Annotated in this window: 15 protein-coding genes and 1 riboswitch; of the genes, 5 read left to right on the top strand and 10 right to left on the bottom strand. The window is 54.5% G+C overall.

What is annotated here, in order from left to right; genetic code table 11:
• Positions 1–10: 10 nt before the first annotated feature.
• Positions 11–2,362, bottom strand: a complete 2,352-nt coding sequence (gene polB / locus FDX22_RS17740) for a DNA polymerase II (protein ID WP_146717550.1) — start codon at positions 2,360–2,362, stop codon at positions 11–13.
• 527 nt (positions 2,363–2,889) lie between these two features.
• Here polB and FDX22_RS17735 point away from each other — a divergent pair.
• The gene (locus FDX22_RS17735; RefSeq protein ID WP_115259478.1) at positions 2,890–3,276 is read left to right on the top strand and encodes a DUF4751 family protein; all 387 of its coding nucleotides are present in this window, start codon (positions 2,890–2,892) and stop codon (positions 3,274–3,276) included.
• 43 nt (positions 3,277–3,319) lie between these two features.
• Here FDX22_RS17735 and araD read toward each other — a convergent pair whose 3' ends face one another.
• The 3 genes from araD to araB form a co-directional block, all read right to left on the bottom strand.
• On the bottom strand, positions 3,320–4,015 hold the full coding sequence (gene araD, locus FDX22_RS17730; RefSeq protein WP_115259477.1) for an L-ribulose-5-phosphate 4-epimerase: 696 nt from the start codon (positions 4,013–4,015) through the stop codon (positions 3,320–3,322).
• Positions 4,016–4,111: 96 nt separating this feature from the next.
• Positions 4,112–5,614 (bottom strand): L-arabinose isomerase, encoded by a 1,503-nt coding sequence (gene araA / locus FDX22_RS17725; RefSeq protein WP_115259476.1) that lies wholly within the window; start codon positions 5,612–5,614, stop codon positions 4,112–4,114.
• Positions 5,615–5,624: 10 nt separating this feature from the next.
• Positions 5,625–7,334: a ribulokinase gene (gene araB, locus FDX22_RS17720; protein ID WP_115259475.1), complete on the bottom strand. Its 1,710-nt coding sequence runs from the start codon at positions 7,332–7,334 to the stop codon at positions 5,625–5,627.
• A gap of 339 nt (positions 7,335–7,673) precedes the next feature.
• Here araB and araC point away from each other — a divergent pair, with 339 nt between their 5' ends.
• Positions 7,674–8,519: an arabinose operon transcriptional regulator AraC gene (araC, locus tag FDX22_RS17715; RefSeq protein ID WP_117342325.1), complete on the top strand. Its 846-nt coding sequence runs from the start codon at positions 7,674–7,676 to the stop codon at positions 8,517–8,519.
• Between the two features lie 119 nt (positions 8,520–8,638).
• Positions 8,639–9,406, top strand: coding sequence for a DedA family protein (locus tag FDX22_RS17710; protein ID WP_096758325.1), 768 nt, complete (start codon positions 8,639–8,641; stop codon positions 9,404–9,406).
• 57 nt (positions 9,407–9,463) lie between these two features.
• On the opposite strand, the gene thiQ is transcribed toward FDX22_RS17710, so the two are convergent.
• The 4 genes from thiQ to sgrR all read right to left on the bottom strand — a co-directional run bounded on the left by thiQ (position 9,464) and on the right by sgrR (position 14,755).
• Complete coding sequence (thiQ, locus tag FDX22_RS17705; protein ID WP_135912598.1) at positions 9,464–10,165, bottom strand: thiamine ABC transporter ATP-binding protein ThiQ; 702 nt, start codon at positions 10,163–10,165, stop codon at positions 9,464–9,466.
• Positions 10,149–11,759, bottom strand: a complete 1,611-nt coding sequence (thiP, locus tag FDX22_RS17700; protein WP_146717549.1) for a thiamine/thiamine pyrophosphate ABC transporter permease ThiP — start codon at positions 11,757–11,759, stop codon at positions 10,149–10,151. Before thiP ends, thiQ begins: the two co-directional genes overlap by 17 nt.
• Entirely contained in the window at positions 11,735–12,718 is a 984-nt protein-coding gene (gene thiB / locus FDX22_RS17695) for a thiamine ABC transporter substrate binding subunit (RefSeq protein ID WP_115259471.1), read from the bottom strand. The genes thiP and thiB overlap by 25 nt, the downstream gene beginning before the upstream one ends.
• 157 nt (positions 12,719–12,875) lie before the next feature.
• Positions 12,876–13,053: riboswitch (TPP riboswitch) on the bottom strand.
• Between the two features lie 46 nt (positions 13,054–13,099).
• Positions 13,100–14,755, bottom strand: a complete 1,656-nt coding sequence (gene sgrR, locus FDX22_RS17690) for an HTH-type transcriptional regulator SgrR (RefSeq protein ID WP_146717548.1) — start codon at positions 14,753–14,755, stop codon at positions 13,100–13,102.
• Between the two features lie 99 nt (positions 14,756–14,854).
• Between sgrR and sgrT the strand changes: the two genes are divergently transcribed.
• Together sgrT and FDX22_RS17680 are read left to right on the top strand one after the other, a co-directional pair.
• Complete coding sequence (sgrT, locus tag FDX22_RS17685; RefSeq protein ID WP_096758320.1) at positions 14,855–14,977, top strand: glucose uptake inhibitor SgrT; 123 nt, start codon at positions 14,855–14,857, stop codon at positions 14,975–14,977.
• Positions 14,978–15,092: 115 nt separating this feature from the next.
• Positions 15,093–16,271 carry a sugar efflux transporter gene (locus FDX22_RS17680; protein ID WP_146717547.1) on the top strand — a complete coding sequence of 393 codons (1,179 nt, stop codon included), beginning with the start codon at positions 15,093–15,095 and terminating at the stop codon, positions 16,269–16,271.
• A 107-nt stretch (positions 16,272–16,378) separates the two neighbouring features.
• Here the strand turns inward: FDX22_RS17680 and leuD are convergent, their stop codons facing one another.
• Entirely contained in the window at positions 16,379–16,984 is a 606-nt protein-coding gene (gene leuD, locus FDX22_RS17675; protein ID WP_146717546.1) for a 3-isopropylmalate dehydratase small subunit, read from the bottom strand.
• A 10-nt stretch (positions 16,985–16,994) separates the two neighbouring features.
• A complete protein-coding gene (gene leuC, locus FDX22_RS17670) occupies positions 16,995–18,395 on the bottom strand; it encodes a 3-isopropylmalate dehydratase large subunit (protein WP_137362013.1) in 1,401 nt (466 codons plus the stop codon).

Genomic DNA, 18,395 nt, shown 5'->3' with positions numbered 1-18,395 from the left:
TCGTCACGCGTCAAAATAACCCCAGTTGCCCTGTGAGTAGTGTAGCAAAGTTATCATCAACAAAGGGAAGAATTCCCTCGGCAACCGGCTGTATCTGGCGCGTAAGATAATGCTCATAATCCAGCGCAGAAAGCTGATAATCCACAGGTTCCGGGCCGTTTATCGTCCAGACATATTTTATGGTGCCACGGTTTTGATACTGCGGAGGACGGCCTCGCTTGATGTTCTGTTCATCGGCAAGCCGCGCGGCGCGAACGTGGGGTGGGACATTACGCTGGTATTCGCTTAACGGGCGGCGCAGGCGCTTACGGTAAACCAGCTGATCGTCCAGTTCACCGGCCATCAGGCTGTCGATGGTTTCCCTGACAAAATCCTGATACGGCTCCTGGCGAAAGACCCGCAAATAGAGTTCCTGCTGGAACCGTTGTGCCAGCGGTGTCCAGTCAGTGCGTACGGTTTCCAGTCCTTTGAAGACCATACGCTGCTGGTCCCCGTCCTGAATGAGTCCGGCGTAGCGCTTCTTGCTGCCCGTATCCGCGCCGCGAATGGTCGGCATCAAAAAGCGGCGAAAATGGGTTTCAAACTCCAGTTCAAGCGCGCTGGTCAGGTTTTGTTGTTGCAGCGACTGCGCCCACCAGGTGTTGACATGATGGACCAACTCCCGACCAATCCTTGCCGCATCCTCTTCCGCGTGTGCGCCTTTGAGCCAGACAAACGTTGAGTCGGTATCGCCATAGATAACGTCATAACCCTGCGCTTCAATCAGCGCTTTGGTCTGGCGCATGATCGCATGCCCGCGCATGGTGATCGACGAGGCCAGTCTGGGATCGAAAAATCGACATGCCGTGGTGCCGAGCACGCCGTAAAAGGCGTTCATAATGATTTTGAGCGCCTGCGAGAGCGGCTTATTTCCCTGGCGTTTTGCCTCGTCTCGCCCGTGCCAGATCTGGGTCACTATTTCCGGTAGGCAGTGTTTTTCGCGCGAAAACCAGGCACCAAGGAATCCTTCAGTGCTGTGTTCAGGATCCGGCTGCGCCATACCTTCGATAAGTCCCACCGGATCGATCAGAAAGGTGCGGATGATAGACGGGTACAGGCTTTTGTAATCCAGAACCAGCACCGAGTCGTACAAACCAGGACGCGAGTCCATCACATAGCCGCCGGGGCTGGCATGGGGGGGGACTTCCCCGAGATTTGGCGCAACGTAACCGGCACGGTGCATGCGCGGAAGATAGAGATGACCAAATGCCGCAACCGAGCCACCGTGCCTGTCGACCGGCAGACCGTTGACCGTTGAGCGCTCCAACAGAAACGGCATGATCTCGGTTTTATGAAAGATGCGCGTGACCAGTTCACAGTCTTTGAGATTATAAGTGGCAAGCGCGGGCTTATCCTGAGCGAATCGGCGGTCAATTTCGTCCATGCGGTCCCAGGGATTATCAATTGATTTCCCTTCGCCCAGTAGCTCCTGCGACACCGTTTCCAGCGAAAACGAGGAAAAGTTCCAGAACGCGGATTTGAGGGCCTCAATGCCGTCAATGATCAGGCGGCCTTTGGCCTGGGCGAAAAAAACGCCGTTTTTGAAACCGTGCTCGCGCCATTCCAGTTCGCTGTTGTCACGGCCAAAACGCAGGGGAATTCGGTAACGCTCGGCATGATTTTGCAGGACACGTAAATCGAACTGCACGACGTTCCAGCCGATGATGACATCAGGATCGTGGTGGGCTATCCACGCGTTGAGCTTTTCCAGCAACTGCGGACGGCTCGCCACATATTCAAGTTCAAAATCAAGCTGTGAGGCATCACCGTTGGCCGGGCCGAGCATATAGACAATACGCTGTCCGCAGCCTTCGAGACCAATGCAGTAAAGCTCGCCGTGCCGCGTGGTTTCGATATCCAGCGATAGCCATTTTAAGGGGGGGCGATAGTCCGGGTTTGGCTTCAACCGCGCGTTGATCAGCGTGTCGTTATACCGATCGCCATCCACCCAAACGGGGGAGGTGATAAAGCGCTCCATCAGATAACGTTCTGGCGGGCGCACGTCGGCCTCATAGACCGTGACGCTATTTTCGCGTAGCAGCTTCTCAAGACGCATCAACTGGCGATGGGATCGGCAGTACAGCCCCGAAACGGGCTGGAGATGAAAATCTTGCAGGTTAAGCTGAGCCAGCCGAAAGCCGTTTTCTGCGCGTAATAGTGAAGTAACGCGGGAAACCTGGCTGGTTGGGATGAAGGCAACTGACTCCTGCGGCGCAAGCGTGACCAGCAATGGCCCGTCGTCCGTTGCCAGCCAGAATGAAACCTCTGTCCCCTGTGGGGTATCCCGCCAGTGCCGGGTTAAAATAAAACCTGCCTGCGCCACGCTGCGTACCCATCAAAAAACCCGGCATGATTATAGCCTGGTTTATCTGGTTGTACTGTTTTTTTATACAGATTATGACGAATTTGATTCATGAATACGAGGATGAAGATTTGGGTGGATGAATTATTTTATTCGTAGGCTTACTTTTTTAATTTTTTATTACTTATCTGATTTATATATTGCGAGTTGAATTCAAGTCCATTTCCGGATTTTTGTCGATTTTTAGGAATTGTGCTTATTTAATTATGCAACTTATTTCTCGGAATTGAAAAATGATGTTTTTTCTATTTGTGTTTATTACAGGTTGGTGTAAGAATTTTATTCGAAGTGTTCGGGCTAACAGGTTAAATATAATATATTTAACTGGGATTCTATTGTTGAATAAAAACGGATTTCAGTTCGATTTCGTCGGGTTATCTCTCTGTGTTATTTGATTTTTATTTTAATATAATTTTATTTCTAGCGCTAACTGGGATACTTCAAATGTTTATTATATTTCATGTAATTAATATGAGAATGGAGTCTTTATGAATATTTTCTCTAAACAGCAACTTAGCGTCAAGTACAGTAACTATATGTTTGTTAATACATTGCTGGCTAACCCTGCTGTAAAGACCGTGAGTAAATTTATTTTATATAAAACATGGAACGGTCAACTGTGGAATGCTGAAGTTATTGATGATGGCAATGCTTTTTTCCATTGGCAGGGTAGTGATAAAAGTAACGGTCATCGTGATACGGTTATTAATTACGTGGTGAATGGTCAGAAGTGGCAGACTACAATTTCAGATTATGTCTTTTTCCATTGTGTGGAGGGCGATCAAGATAATGGGCATTGTGATACTGTAATTGACTATCTCTGCTCAAATGATTGCGTATATCAAGCTTCCTTTGCTGAATACTTCAGCGAATAATGATACTGGAGCGCGTAGTTTATCTACGCGCTTATAAAGAAGATTATTGTCCGTAGTAGGCTTTAGCACCGTGCTTACGCAGATAATGCTTGTCCAGCAGCGTTTGCTGCATATCCGGTAGCTGCGGTGCGAGCTGGCGGCAGAAGATCCCCATATAGGCAACCTCTTCCAGCACAATCGCGTTATGAACGGCATCTTCGGCGTTTTTACCCCATGCAAACGGGCCGTGAGAATGTACCAGTACGCCTGGCATTTGTGCCGCATCAATACCTTGTTTTTCAAAGGATTCAACGATCACATTCCCGGTTTCCCACTCGTATTCACCGTTAATTTCTGCATCGGTCATTTTTCGCGTGCAGGGAATAGCGCCGTAGAAATAGTCTGCGTGGGTCGTTCCTGTGGCTGGAATCGACTGACCCGCCTGTGCCCAGATCGTCGCGTGACGTGAATGGGTGTGGACAATACCACCAATGCTCGGGAAAGCCTGATACAGCAGACGGTGAGTGGGCGTATCGGAAGACGGTTTTTTCTGCCCCTCCACCACTTCACCGGTGGCAATACTGACCACTACCATATCGTCCGCGGTCATTACGCTGTAATCAACACCGGAAGGTTTGATCACGAATACGCCATGTTCACGGTCGACGGCGCTGACATTCCCCCAGGTGAGGGTCACCAGGTTGTGCTTTGGCAGCGCCAGATTCGCTTCCAGGACCTGACGTTTAAGATCTTCTAGCATGTTAACTCCTGAATGCTGGATGGCGTTACGCTTATCCGGCCTACGGTGATTTGTAGGCCGGTAAATGAAATGCCACCGGGCAATCCGTTTCGATAATTAACGTTTGAACCCGTAGTACACTTCGTTCCAGCGCAGCGCGTCCTTAAAGGCCGGCAGGCGGGTATCGTTGTCGATCACCGCGATCTCGATATCGTGCATTTCAGCGAACTGACGCATGTCATTCAGATCCAGCGCATGGCTGAAGACGGTGTGGTGTGCGCCACCGGCCAGGATCCAGGCTTCAGACGCGGTAGGCAGATCCGGCTGGGCTTTCCACAGCGCGTTCGCCACCGGCAGTTTCGGCAGGTCGTGCGGGGTTTGTACTGTATCAATGCAGTTGACCAGCAGACGATAGCGATCGCCGAGATCGATCAGGCTGGCAACCACGGCCGGGCCGGTTTTGGTGTTGAAGATCAGACGAGCAGGGTCGTCTTTACCGCCAATGCCCAGGTGCTGCACGTCGAGGATCGGTTTTTCTTCTACGGCAATCGACGGGCACACTTCCAGCATGTGCGAGCCGAGCACCAGATCGTTGCCCTTCTCGAAGTGGTAGGTGTAATCCTCCATAAATGAGGTGCCGCCCTGCAGGCCGGTTGACATCACCTTCATGATGCGAAGCAGCGCGGCAGTTTTCCAGTCACCTTCGCCTGCAAAGCCGTAGCCCTGCTGCATCAGACGCTGTACGGCCAGACCCGGAAGTTGTTTCAGGCCGTGCAAATCTTCAAACGTGGTGGTAAAGGCATTGAATCCACCCTGTTCGAGGAAACGCTTCATGCCCAGTTCAATACGGGCGGCTTCCAGCACGTTCTGACGCTTGTCACCGTGGATTTGCGTTGCTGCCGTCATGGTGTAGGTGCTTTCATATTCGTCGATCAGCGCGTTGATCTCACCATCGCTAATCGCGTTCACTACCTGTACCAGATCGCCCACGGCCCAGGTGTTCACCGAGAAACCAAATTTGATCTGTGCAGCCACTTTATCGCCATCAGTGACTGCAACTTCACGCATGTTGTCGCCAAAACGGCATACTTTCAGATGGCGGGTATCCTGTTTGGACACGGCCTGGCGCATCCAGGAACCGATACGCTCGTGCGCTTGCTTATCCTGCCAGTGACCGGTGACCACGGCATGCTGCTGGCGCATACGCGCGCCGATGAAGCCAAACTCACGGCCGCCGTGTGCAGTTTGGTTCAGGTTCATAAAGTCCATATCAATGCTGTCCCACGGTAGGGCGGCGTTGAACTGGGTATGGAACTGCATCAGCGGTTTGTTGAGAATGGTCAGGCCGTTGATCCACATTTTGGCCGGTGAGAAGGTATGCAGCCAGACCACCAGGCCCGCACAACGATCGTCATAGTTGGCATCGCGGCAAATAGACGTGATTTCGTCAGGCGATGTTCCCAGCGGTTTTAACACCAGTTTGCAGGGCAGTTTAGCTTCAGTATTCAGTGCGTTAACAACGTGCTCGGCGTGCTGGGTTACCTGACGCAGGGTTTCTGGGCCATACAGGTGCTGGCTACCAATCACAAACCACACTTCATAGTTATCAAAAATCGTCATTGTCGTGTCCTTAATGTGTCAGGGTTGCCAGATCTACCGGGGCTTTGTGCGCCGGTGCGGCAGTCGGAAGGTATTGTTGTTCGGCGCTTACCGCCCACTGCTGGTAGCGGCGATACAGTTGTTCAAAACGTTGAGCCTGCTCAGGACGAGGGTGCAGTGTGTTTTCCACGGCACTCGCCATTTTTTGCTGGGCGGCGGGGATATCGGCATGCACGTTTGCGGCAACGGCGGCAAAAATTGCCGCACCAAGCGCGCAGCACTGGTCTGAGGCGACAATCTGCAGCGGACGATTAAGGACGTCACAGCAGGCCTGCATGATGACCGGGTTTTTACGTGCGATGCCGCCGAGCGCCATCACGTTATTCACTGCGATGCCTTGTTCGGTAAAGCATTCCATAATGGCGCGTGCACCAAACGCCGTTGCGGCAATCAATCCACCAAACAGCGCTGGTGCGTCGGTCGCGAGGTTAAGGTCGGTAATGACCCCTTTCAGACGTTGGTTGGCATTGGGTGTACGACGCCCGTTGAACCAGTCGAGTACTACCGGCAGATGGTCCAGCGACGGATTTTTTGCCCATGCTTCGGTTAGCGCAGGCAGCAGCTGTTTTTGGCTGGCTTTAATCTGCGTTTTGAGTTCCGGGTGCTGCGCAGCAAGCTGCTCCAGCGGCCAGCTCAGCACGCGGCTAAACCAGGCATAGATATCGCCGAAGGCGGATTGACCGGCTTCCAGGCCAATAAAGTGCGGCACCACGCTGCCATCAACCTGACCGCATATGCCTTTTACTGCGCGTTCGCCGACGCTGGCTTTGTCGGCAATCAGAATATCGCAGGTCGAGGTGCCAATGACTTTCACCAGCGTGTTTGGCTGTGCGCCCGCGCCGACTGCGCCCATATGGCAGTCGAATGCACCGCCGGAAATGACCACGCTTTCCGGCAGACCCAGGCGCTGTGCCCATTCCGCACAGAGCGTGCCCACTGGCAGGTCTGCGGTGAAGGTATCGGTAAACATCGGGTATTGCAGATGTTGGTTGATGAGGGGGTCGAGTTCATCAAAGAAACTGGCTGGCGGCAGGCCACCCCAGCTTTCATGCCACAGGGATTTGTGACCGGCGCTGCAGCGTCCGCGACGAATATCCTGTGGGCGCGTGGTGTCAGAGAGCAGGGCGGGGATCCAGTCGCACAGCTCAATCCAGGACACGGCAGCCTGCGCGACTGCGTTGTCCTGGCGGGTAACGTGCAGGATTTTCGCCCAGAACCATTCACTGGAATAAATGCCGCCGATATAGCGCGAATAATCGACCTTGCCCGGCGTATGGCACAGGCGGGTGATTTCTTCGGCTTCTTCGACTGACGTGTGGTCTTTCCACAGGACGAACATCGCGTTCGGGTTCTCGGCGAACTCTTCTCTGAGTGCGAGGACGTTGCCGTTGGCATCAATAGGCGCAGGGGTTGAACCGGTGCTGTCAACGCCAATCCCGACCACTGCCGCACGCTGTTCTGCGCTCAGTTCGCCGAGGACCGTTTTCAGTGCGGCTTCCATGGATTCAATGTAGTCACGCGGGTGATGGCGAAACTGGTTGTTTGGGCCATCGCAATATTGCCCTTCCTGCCAACGTGGGTACCACTCTACGCTGGTGGCAATCTCCTCGCCGGTGGCACATTCCACCGCCAAAGCGCGTACTGAATCACTTCCAAAATCGAGGCCAATTGCAATCGCCATCGTCTTACTCCATCCAAAAATACGGGTATGGATAAACAGTAGATAATGGGGGTAAAAACCGTCAGGCAGGATCCGCTAATCTTATGGACTAAAATGCTGTGGCATCACAAAGTGTGACGCCGTGCAAATATTCAATGTGGACATTTCTGCCGTAGTTATAGACACTTTTGTTAGCCGTTTTTATCATTGGCGCAGGACATGTTTTTTACAAAATGCTTTTCGCATGCGGGGTTGATGGTCCATCACTGAAACCATAACGGTCTACAGGGGCGACGGTGACGATATCTTGCATAATATGGACGATTTGTTTCTTATCAGAACACCGGGAGTATTGAAATTATGGCTGAACCGCAAAACGATCCCCTGTTGCCGGGCTACTCGTTTAACGCGCATTTAGTGGCGGGATTAACCCCTATTGAGGCGAACGGGTACCTGGATTTTTTTATCGACAGACCGCTGGGAATGAAGGGCTATATCCTGAACCTGACCATTCGCGGGGAAGGGGTCATCAACAATCAAGGTAAGCAGTTTGTTTGCCGACCGGGCGATATTTTGCTGTTTCCGCCGGGTGAAGTTCACCATTACGGCCGCCATCCCGATGCCAGTGAATGGTACCACCAGTGGGTCTACTTTCGACCTCGCGCCTACTGGCAGGAGTGGCTTACCTGGCCGGCGATTTTTGCACAGACTGGTTTTTTCCGCCCGGATGAAGCGCATCAGCCACACTTCAACGAACTGTTCGGCCAGATAATCAGCGCCGGGCAGCGGGAGGGTCGTTACTCTGAGCTGTTGGCGATCAATTTGCTGGAACAACTGCTGCTCAGACGTATGGAAGCAATTAATGAATCTCTGCACCCCCCCATGGATAACCGCGTGCGTGATGCCTGTCAGTACATCAGCGATCACCTGGCGGACAGCAATTTTGATATTGCCAGCGTCGCGCAGCATGTCTGCCTGTCGCCGTCTCGTTTGTCGCACCTGTTCCGCCAGCAGCTCGGCATCAGCGTACTCAGCTGGCGTGAGGATCAGCGAATCAGCCAGGCGAAGCTCCTGTTGAGCACCACGCGCATGCCGATCGCCACCGTCGGGCGCAACGTCGGGTTTGACGATCAGCTCTATTTCTCCCGCGTTTTCAAAAAATGTACCGGCGCCAGCCCGAGCGAGTTTCGCGCTGGCTGTGAATAAAAAGTGAATGATGTGTCCGAAAAGTTGTCATATCTCGCAAACTATTCATACGAATGATGGCTTGACGAAGTTGAGAAGGGTTATCAGAATCCTTGCTTCGTAAATCTGACGGACACATTATGCAAGCATTGCTGGAACATTTTATTCTCCAGTCCGCCGTATACTCTTTGATAGCCGTACTGCTGGTGGCTTTTCTGGAGTCGCTGGCGCTGGTGGGCTTAATTTTACCCGGTACCGTGCTGATGGCCGGACTGGGTGCGCTGATTGGTAGCGGTGAACTGAACTTCTGGCATGCCTGGCTTGCGGGCATTGTCGGCTGCCTGATGGGTGACTGGATCTCCTTCTGGCTGGGCTGGCGTTTTAAAAAGCCGCTGCATCGCTGGTCTTTTATGAAAAAGAACAAGGCGTTACTGGATAAAACTGAACATGCGCTTCATCAGCACAGCATGTTTACTATTCTGGTAGGTCGTTTTGTTGGTCCGACGCGTCCGCTGGTGCCAATGGTGGCGGGGATGCTTGATCTGCCTGTCGCCAAATTTATAGTGCCTAATATCATTGGCTGTGTACTGTGGCCGCCGTTTTATTTTCTGCCGGGTATCCTGGCGGGCGCGGCAATTGATATTCCCTCAGATGTACAGAGCGGCGATTTCAAATGGCTATTGCTGGCGACCGCACTATTGCTGTGGGTCGGGGGATGGCTGTGCTGGCGGCTATGGCGTAGCGGCAAAGCGGCTGTTGATCGCTTAACCGTTTATTTGCCGCGAGGTCGACTGCTGTATCTGGCGCCGCTTGTTCTCGGGATCGGCGTGGTGGCGCTGGTCGCACTGATCCGCCATCCGCTGATGCCGGTGTATATCGATATCCTGCGCAAAGTGGTGGGCTACTGACGATGCTTTTGCCGGATGGCGCTGATGCTTATCCGGCCTACAAAATCTCGCAATCTATCATCCGGCTTTGATACCCAACAGCGCCGAGGCGCTGGCGTGACCGCTCAACAGCTCATCTGTTTTACCTTGCCACGCAATGCGCCCGTCGGCGACTACGATTGAACGTGGCGCAATGCGCGCGGCGTCTTCTACGCTGTGGGACACCATCAGCAGCGTCAGCTGCTTTTCACGACACACGTCGGCCACCAGTGTGAGCATTTCCTGACGCAGGGCGGGGTCGAGTGCGGAGAACGGTTCATCAAGCAGCAACACGGGCTGTTCTCGCACCAGGCAGCGCGCCAGGGCTACACGCTGGCGTTGCCCGCCGGAAAGCTCGCCAGGAAGCCTTTCCAGCAACATGTCGAGTCCCATTTGTTGAGCAATGTGGCGCATTTTCTCCTGCTGCTGCGCGTTCAGTTTCAACCCAGGGTTAAGGCCGAGGGCGATATTCTGTTGCACACTCAGGTGGCTGAACAGGTTGTTTTCCTGAAACAGCATGGAGACAGGGCGGCGAGAAGGCGGCGTGCGGGTATGATCCTCACCACCAATCATCATTGTGCCGCTGGCTGGTGCCAGAAAACCGGCAATCAGGTTTAATAGCGTACTTTTCCCGGCGCCGCTGGGTCCCAGCACGGCGATCTGTTCACCGCGCGCGACCGACAGCGTAAAGCGCATGGGTAAATGGTGATACAGCCATGTGATATCAATCAGTTTTAACATGTCGACCCGGTAATTTCTCAATAACAGTAAACAGCGTAAAGCACAGGATCAGCAGCAATAATGCGGTGACTGCACCATCCTGACTGCGATAGGAGCCAATCTGCTGATAGAGGTAAAACGGTAACGTGCGGAAGTCCTCGTTGCCAAACAGGGCTACCACGCCAAAATCGCCAATCGACAGGACGCAGGCGAAGGCCATGGCTTGCGCCAGCGGGCGTTTCAACGCACGCAGCTCAATCACTTTCAACCGCGACCATCCTTCAATGCCTAAAGACTGGCACAACATGCTGTAGCGCGCCGTTACGTCACGCATCGGGTTTTCCAGCACTTTCAGCGCATAAGGGATGGCCATTAGTGCATTGGTAAAAATCACAATGCCGTCGGCAGAGTCCGGCAGTCCAATACTGTTATTGAGCAGCAGGAAGAACCCGGTTGCCAGCACGATGCCCGGCATTGCGAGGATCAGCATGCCGCTCAGTTCCAGCGCCTGACCGGCTAAAACTTGCTGCCGTGCCCGCAGCTCGCGGCTGCTCCACAACAGCATCATGGTGAGAATGACGCACAGAAGGCCTGCCGCCAGCGCAATACGCAGCGAAGTCCACAGGGCTTGCCACAATACAGGCTGCGCGAGAACGTCCAGAATATGACGGTTAACACCATCGACAATCACCGCCAGCAGCGGCGGGAGTAACAGCAGCAGCGCCAGAATAATCAGCAGGGTGTCGGTCACTCGGCTGTGCGGGCGGTCGTCGGGATCGCGCCAGCCTTGTACCAGCGTGGTGCCGGGGGCTATCGCTCGACTCATGCGCTGGCTGAGCAGCACCAGTCCTAAGCAGCAAATCATCTGGATCAGTGCCAGCATGGCGGCGCGGGCGGGATCGTAGTCGAAGCTCAGCGCCTGATAGATAGCCAGCTCGATGGTGGTCGCCTGCGGCCCGCCGCCGAGCGACAGCACGGTAGCAAAACTGGCGAAGCACAGCATAAAGATGAGCGCCGCTACCGGAGGGATCTGGCGGCGCAGCCACGGCCATTCAACGAAGCGGAAGAAATGCCAGCCGCGCATACCTAGCTGCGCGGCGAGCTGCCGCTGTTCGCCGGGAATATTCTCCAGCGACTGCAGCAGTAAACGGCTGGCCATCGGCAGGTTGAAAAAGACGTGTGCCAGCAGAATGCCCTGCAGACCGTACGGTGAAAACGTCCACTCCAGGCCGAGAGCCTGCCAAAGTGAGGCCAGCCAGCCCTGACGACCGTAGACGCTAAGGATGCCAAAGACGGCGACCAGCACCGGCAGGATCAGCGTCATTGCGCACAGGCGCAGCAGCGCTATACGCCCAGGGAAACGGCGACGATAAAGCGCCCGGGCGAGGAAGATTGCCGGGATCACCGACAGCGCAGCGGATAAAAATGCCTGCCAGAAGGAAAAACGCACCACGTGCCACAGGTAGCTGTCCTGCCACAGCGTGAACCAGTCTCCCTGAGGGGCGTTCAGCCACAGCGCCAGAAACGCCGCCAGGGCGACGGCCACTATCAACGTAGCGGCCGAAAGCCCTGGGAGCAGCCAGCCGGGAATTAACGGCTGACGGCGCGTTGCCATGCGTTAATCCATGTCTGACGTTGAGTTGCTACCTGTTGTGGGGTGAATTCCAGCGCGGTGGACGGTTTTTCCAGTTGTGCAATGCCAGGAGGAAGCGTGACCTGGGTTACCGGATACATCCAGTTGCCAGTGGGGATCGCGTTCTGGAACGCCGGAGAAACCATAAATGTCAGGAATTTTTCCGCCAGTTCGGGTTGTTTGCTGGCGGCGGTACGTGCGGCGACCTCCACCTGCAAATAGTGTCCCTCGCTAAAATTGGCGGCGGCGTAGTTATCTTTCTTCTCTTCGATGATGTGATACGCCGGAGAGGTGGTATAGCTCAGCACCAGATCGCTTTCACCTTTCAGGAACAGACCGTAGGCTTCACTCCAGCCCTTGGTGACGGTGACGGTTTTAGCCGCCAGTTTCTGCCAGGCTTCCGGCGCTTTATCGCCGTACACTTTCTGCATCCACAGCAGCAGTCCCAGACCCGGCGTGCTGGTGCGTGGGTCCTGATAAATTACGCGCCATTTCTGGTCGCTTTCGACCAGTTCTTTCAGGCTCTTCGGTGGGTTTTTCAGCTTGTTTTTGTCATACACAAAGGCGAAATAGCCGTAATCAAACGGTACAAAGGTGTCGTTTTTCCAGCCGCCAGGGACGTTGATGGCATCGCTCGCCACGCCGCTTTTGGCAAACAGTTTGGTCTGCATTGCCGCGTCGAGCAGGTTGTTATCCAGTCCGAGCACGACGTCGGCTTTACTGTTTTTTCCTTCCATACGCAGGCGGTTAAGCAGCGAGACGCCATCTTCCAGCGCCACCAGCTTTAGTTCGCAGTTGCAGTCGGCTTCAAAGGCTTTTTTGATGGTTGGGCCGGGGCCCCAGTCGGCGGCGAACGAGTCGTAGGTATAGACGGTCAGAACGGGTTTGGCGAAGGCAGGCGCTGCGCACAGCAGTAAAAGCGGAAGACATTTTTTAAACACTTTGCACCTCATAAAGTAAAACTCTAAATAATTCGAGTTGCAGGAAGGCGGCGACGTAGCGCATCCCCGGGAGCGTACAGGTAGTACGTGACTGGGGTGAGCGAGGAAAGCCAACGCATCTGCAGCTTGAAGTATGACGAGTTAGGTGGCAAAGGACTTGAGCTACAGCCTCAAATCCCTTCGCCGGCATTATCCGGATCAGGTTCGACGGGTATCTCTCAGCCTCATACACTTCATCCTTCACGCTGCCTCTGCGTTGGCTGCGTTTGCTTGCCGCCTTGATGCATCATGAATGATTTTGTGTATGTCTTTTATTGGCACCCCGTTGAGAACGGCGTTAGTGTAATGATTTTGTTGCTATGCGGCAATCAAGAGCCGGATCTACGGGTCCGGCGGTGCAAACCATGCTGATTTAAAATCAAACCAGCCAAGCGTATTCATGCGTAACCCACGCATACTGCGCTGCCCCTGAATGATCAGCCAGTGATGGATCAGCGGTACAATGGCTTTACTGGCAAGCAGTTGCTGACACCATGCTGCGAGGCTCATCTCGCCGGTGCGCCAGCGGGCGGCGTCGCTTTCCCAGTCCAGAGAAAGACAGTTTTGCAGCAGCGGGACTTCGCACAAATGGGCGAACAGCGAGAAGTCCAGCGGTAAGGTAAAGTTGGCGCTGTTGAGCCAGATATCGCTGACGGTCTCGCCTGCGTGCCATTGATCGTAGTCGATCTCCTGAATATTCAGCTGTACCTGATGCTCCGCCAGCAATGTTTTCATGATCTGCGCAATCACCCGATGCTCGATATGATCGCGATAGTAGGTGAGCGTCAGTGTTTCCAGTCCCGCCGGTTTTTCACCGAGTCCTGGCCTGGCGTGATGCCAGCGAGGCAGTAATCCGTACGCGGGAAACCAGTGTCGTTGATACTGCTCGTCAGCCTGAAAAATTAAATTCGTCGGCGAGAGTATGCGGCTTACCCATTCGCGCACCTCCTGATTGGCTCCGCGATGGGCGCGGGAATCAAACAGCATGTAATAACACCCTTCCTCCAGCCGGCTTTCGATAGCCTTTTCATCTTCCGTCGGGCCTTTGAGCGTGAGTCCGCCGCCGGGCTCTTCGGCGATGTCCGGTAACACCCACACGTTCACTTCGTCAATCAGCGCCCGGTAACCAAAGTAATCATCAAAAGCGTGAATTTTTAGCTGGTTACTCGTATTGCGGACGACCGCATAGGGACCGGTGCCAATCGGGTGGCTGGAAAAGTTATTCAGCGTTTCCCATTCGCGCGGCAGGACCATGGCGGGGACCTGTCCCAGTAGCCACGGCAGCCAGCGATCAGGTTGCGCCAGATGGATATCTAGCGTCCAGGCCGTGGGGGAGGCAATTTGCGTAATGTGCGAGTACAGCGGCAGGCTGTTGATCCGCCTCACTGAGGCGATCACATCCTCCATTTCCAGCTCGCGACCATGATGAAAATGGATCCCAGGACGCAGGAAGAACCGCCAGTGCAGCGGCGAAATTTGTTGCCAGTGGTGGGCAATGTCGGCTTCCAGTTCCCCATTTTCCTCATTTACGCGGGTTAAGGCGCTGAAGATTTGCCTGGCGATATGGGTTTCGGAACGGCGTAGCGCCGTACCGGGGAGCAGATTGCGCATCGGGCGATAGTAAAGGACGCGCATGATGTGCCGCCCCTGGCGAAAGCTGCGGCCCAGATGGGAAACCAGCATTTGTCGCACGGCTGTTTTATCGCCGACCAGTTGCACCAGTTGATCAATGCGATCCTGTTCCAGCAGGTCTTCCGCCCGCTGCTGCTGGAGCGCCAGCCCGGTGTAGAGAAAGGTCAGGCGTGAACGTTTGCCGCGACCGACCTCGGCTTCCCACGTTAGCCAGCCGCGTTCCTGCATGGTGTTGAGCAGGGTACGCATATGGCGGCGCGAGCAACTGAGTAACTCTGCCAACTCGTTCAGCGTGGTGTCTTGCGTTTTGCCGTCGCAGCATTGCCACAGGCGGATAAACTGTTGTTGCAAACGACCAGAAGACATAAAAGGGGAACTCCCACGGAAAACTCAGCAATTTTATTATCCCCATATTAAGCCAATAATGAATTCCGATGAAGCGATGAGACAACGAAGGGGTCATCTATGCGTCAGTTCTATTTAAAGTACTTTACCTCGACAGCGCGTTTGTCCTGGTTGGCTTGCCTGAGTGCGCCGCAGCGCTTAAAGATGCTTGATGAACTGATGCAGTGGGAGTTGCAAGACTGACCTCTGAATTGGGAATTGCAGACATCATGTGTGACTGAGTATTGGTGTTAATCGCCGCGCCAGCAGGTATTATCTGCTGGCTTTTTTCGTTTCCGCTGCGCTTAAAAGGAAAGATATGCTCTGGATTATGACCATGGGACGGCGCCTTAACGGCGTGTATGCGGCGTTTATGCTGGTTGCCTTTATGATGGGCGTAGCGGGCGCGTTACAGGCACCCACGCTGAGCCTGTTTCTGAGTCGCGAGGTGGGGGCACAGCCATTTTGGGTTGGGCTGTTTTACACCGTCAATGCGATCGCCGGGATCGCGGTCAGCCTTGGTTTGGCGAAACGATCCGACAGTCGGGGCGATCGGCGTAAGCTGATCATGTTCTGCTGTCTGATGGCGATTGGCAACGCGTTGCTGTTTGCCTTTAACCGCCACTATTTAACGCTGATCACCTGCGGGGTGCTGCTGGCTTCGCTGGCAAATACCGCCATGCCGCAGCTGTTTGCGCTGGCGCGGGAGTATGCCGATAACTCGGCGCGAGAAGTGGTGATGTTCAGCTCGGTGATGCGTGCGCAGCTTTCGCTGGCGTGGGTGATTGGGCCGCCGCTGGCGTTTATGCTGGCGTTAAATTACGGCTTCACGATGATGTTTTCGATTGCTGCCGGGATATTTGCCATTAGCCTGGTGCTGATCGCGCTGATACTGCCGTCGGTGGCGCGGGTCGAGCAGCCTGTCGATGTCCCGCTTGAGCAGACCGGCGGCTGGCAGGACAAAAATGTGCGCATGTTGTTTATTGCCTCCACGCTGATGTGGACCTGCAACACCATGTACATTATCGATATGCCGCTGTGGATTAGCCTTGAACTGGGACTACCGGACAAACTGGCCGGGATCCTGATGGGCACCGCCGCCGGGTTGGAAATTCCGGCAATGATTCTGGCGGGTTACTACGTGAAGCGTTTTGGTAAGCGGCGGATGATGATAACAGCCGTGGTGGCAGGCGTGCTGTTTTACCTTGGGCTTATCTTCTTCCATAGCCATACGGCGCTACTGGTCCTGCAGCTGTTTAATGCGGTATTCATCGGGATTGTTGCCGGAATAGGCATGCTGTGGTTTCAGGATCTGATGCCGGGCAGGGCGGGTTCAGCTACCACCTTATTTACCAACAGTATCTCCACGGGGGTGATTCTGGCGGGGGTCATTCAGGGGGCGGTGGCGCAAAGTTATGGGCATTATGCCGTCTACTGGGTGATTGCGGGAATTTCGGTGGTTACGCTGGTGATGACCGGACGAGTGAAGGATGTGTAGTGGGTGTGCTGGATACGCTGCGCTTATCCGGCCTACAAATCTTTCCGTAGGCCGGATATGACGCTTTTGCGTCGTCATCCGGCATGCTTATCCGGCAACAACAAGCACTAGCGCATAAACGCGGGCTGTTTGTTCTCGTAGGTCGAGATCGCGTCTTCGTGCTGCAACGTCAGCCCAATACTGTCGAGACCGTTCAGCATGCAGTGGCGGCGGAAGGTGTCGATTTCAAACGGATACGCTTTATCGCCAGCCTTCACCACCTGTGCCTGCAGATCCACCTCAAAACGGATCCCCGGGTTGGCCTGTACCAACGTGAACAGGTCATCCACTTCGTCGTCGCTTAATTTCACCGGCAGCAGTTGGTTATTAAAGCTGTTGCCGTAGAAAATGTCGGCGAAGCTTGGGGCGATCACCACTTTGAAACCGTAATCGGTCAGCGCCCACGGCGCATGTTCGCGCGAGGATCCGCAGCCAAAGTTTTCTCGCGCGAGCAGAATCGATGCGCCTTGATATTCCGGGAAGTTCAGTACGAATTCCGGATTAGGCTGCTGACCATTCTCATCGAGAAAGCGCCAGTCGTTAAACAGGTGTGCGCCAAAACCGGTACGCGTCACCTTCTGCAAAAACTGTTTGGGAATGATTGCATCCGTATCGACGTTGGCGGCATCCAGGGGGACAACCAGGCCGGTATGCTGGGTAAATTTCTCTGCCATGGTAGTTTCCTTATTTGATGCGGCGAATGTCGGCAAAATGACCGGTAACGGCGGCCGCGGCGGCCATGGCCGGGCTGACTAAGTGCGTACGCCCTCCGCGGCCCTGACGACCTTCAAAGTTACGGTTGCTGGTGGAAGCACAGCGTTCGCCCGGATTCAGACGATCGTTGTTCATCGCCAGGCACATTGAGCAACCCGGTAAGCGCCATTCAAAACCGGCTTCAATGAAAATCTTATCCAGACCTTCTGCTTCAGCCTGGGCTTTAACCGGGCCTGAACCCGGCACTACCAATGCCTGCACGCCCGGCGCGACCTTGCGGCCTTTGGCGATTTCAGCTGCGGCACGTAAATCTTCAATACGCGAGTTGGTGCAGGAGCCGATAAACACTTTATCAATAGCCACTTCCGTCAACGGAATGCCCGGCTTCAGCCCCATATAGGCCAGCGCTTTTTCCGCTGATGCGCGTTCAACCGGATCGCTAAACGACGCGGGGTCGGGAATGTTATCGTTTACGGAGATTACCTGGCCTGGGTTAGTGCCCCAGGTGACCTGCGGAGCAATCTCTTCTGCCTGCAGGGTGACGGTGGTATCAAACGTCGCCCCGTCGTCGGTTTTCAGCGTTTTCCACCAGGCGACGGCATCGGCAAAATCCTGACCTTTAGGGGCATGCAAACGTCCCTGTACATAGTTGAAGGTGGTTTCATCCGGTGCGACCAGACCCGCTTTGGCCCCCATTTCGATTGCCATATTACACAGGGTCATACGACCTTCCATGCTCAGGGCGCGGATGGCATCGCCGCAAAACTCAACCACGTGCCCGGTACCGCCTGCACTACCGGTTTTACCGATAATCGCCAGCACGATATCTTTGGCAGTAATTCCTGGTGCTGCCGTGCCATTGACTTCGATCTTCATGGTTTTGGCGCGCCCTTGCTTCAGGGTTTGCGTGGCCAGCACGTGTTCGACTTCTGAGGTCCCGATACCAAACGCCAGCGCGCCGAACGCACCGTGTGTGGCGGTGTGGGAGTCACCGCAGACGATGGTCATACCCGGTAAGGTCACACCTTGCTCGGGTCCCATCACGTGGACGATACCCTGAAAAGGGTGGTTCAGATCGTACAGTTCGACGCCGAACTCATTGCAGTTTTTGATCAGCTCCTGCATCTGGATGCGCGCCATTTCACCGGAGGCGTTAATGTCTTTGGTTTGCGTCGAGACGTTATGATCCATGGTGGCGAAGGTTTTACCCGGCTGGCGAACCGGACGGTTATGCGCCCGCAGGCCGTCGAATGCCTGCGGTGAGGTCACTTCGTGCACCAGATGGCGGTCGATATACAGCAGCGGCGTTTCGTCCTGCGCTTCATACACGACGTGCGCATCGAACAACTTTTCATACAACGTTTTAGCCAT

The organism is Citrobacter sp. TBCS-14 (assembly GCF_005280805.1).
Taxonomy (GTDB): Bacteria; Pseudomonadota; Gammaproteobacteria; order Enterobacterales; family Enterobacteriaceae; genus Citrobacter; species Citrobacter gillenii.
This window is presented reverse-complemented; position numbering and strand designations above follow the sequence as displayed.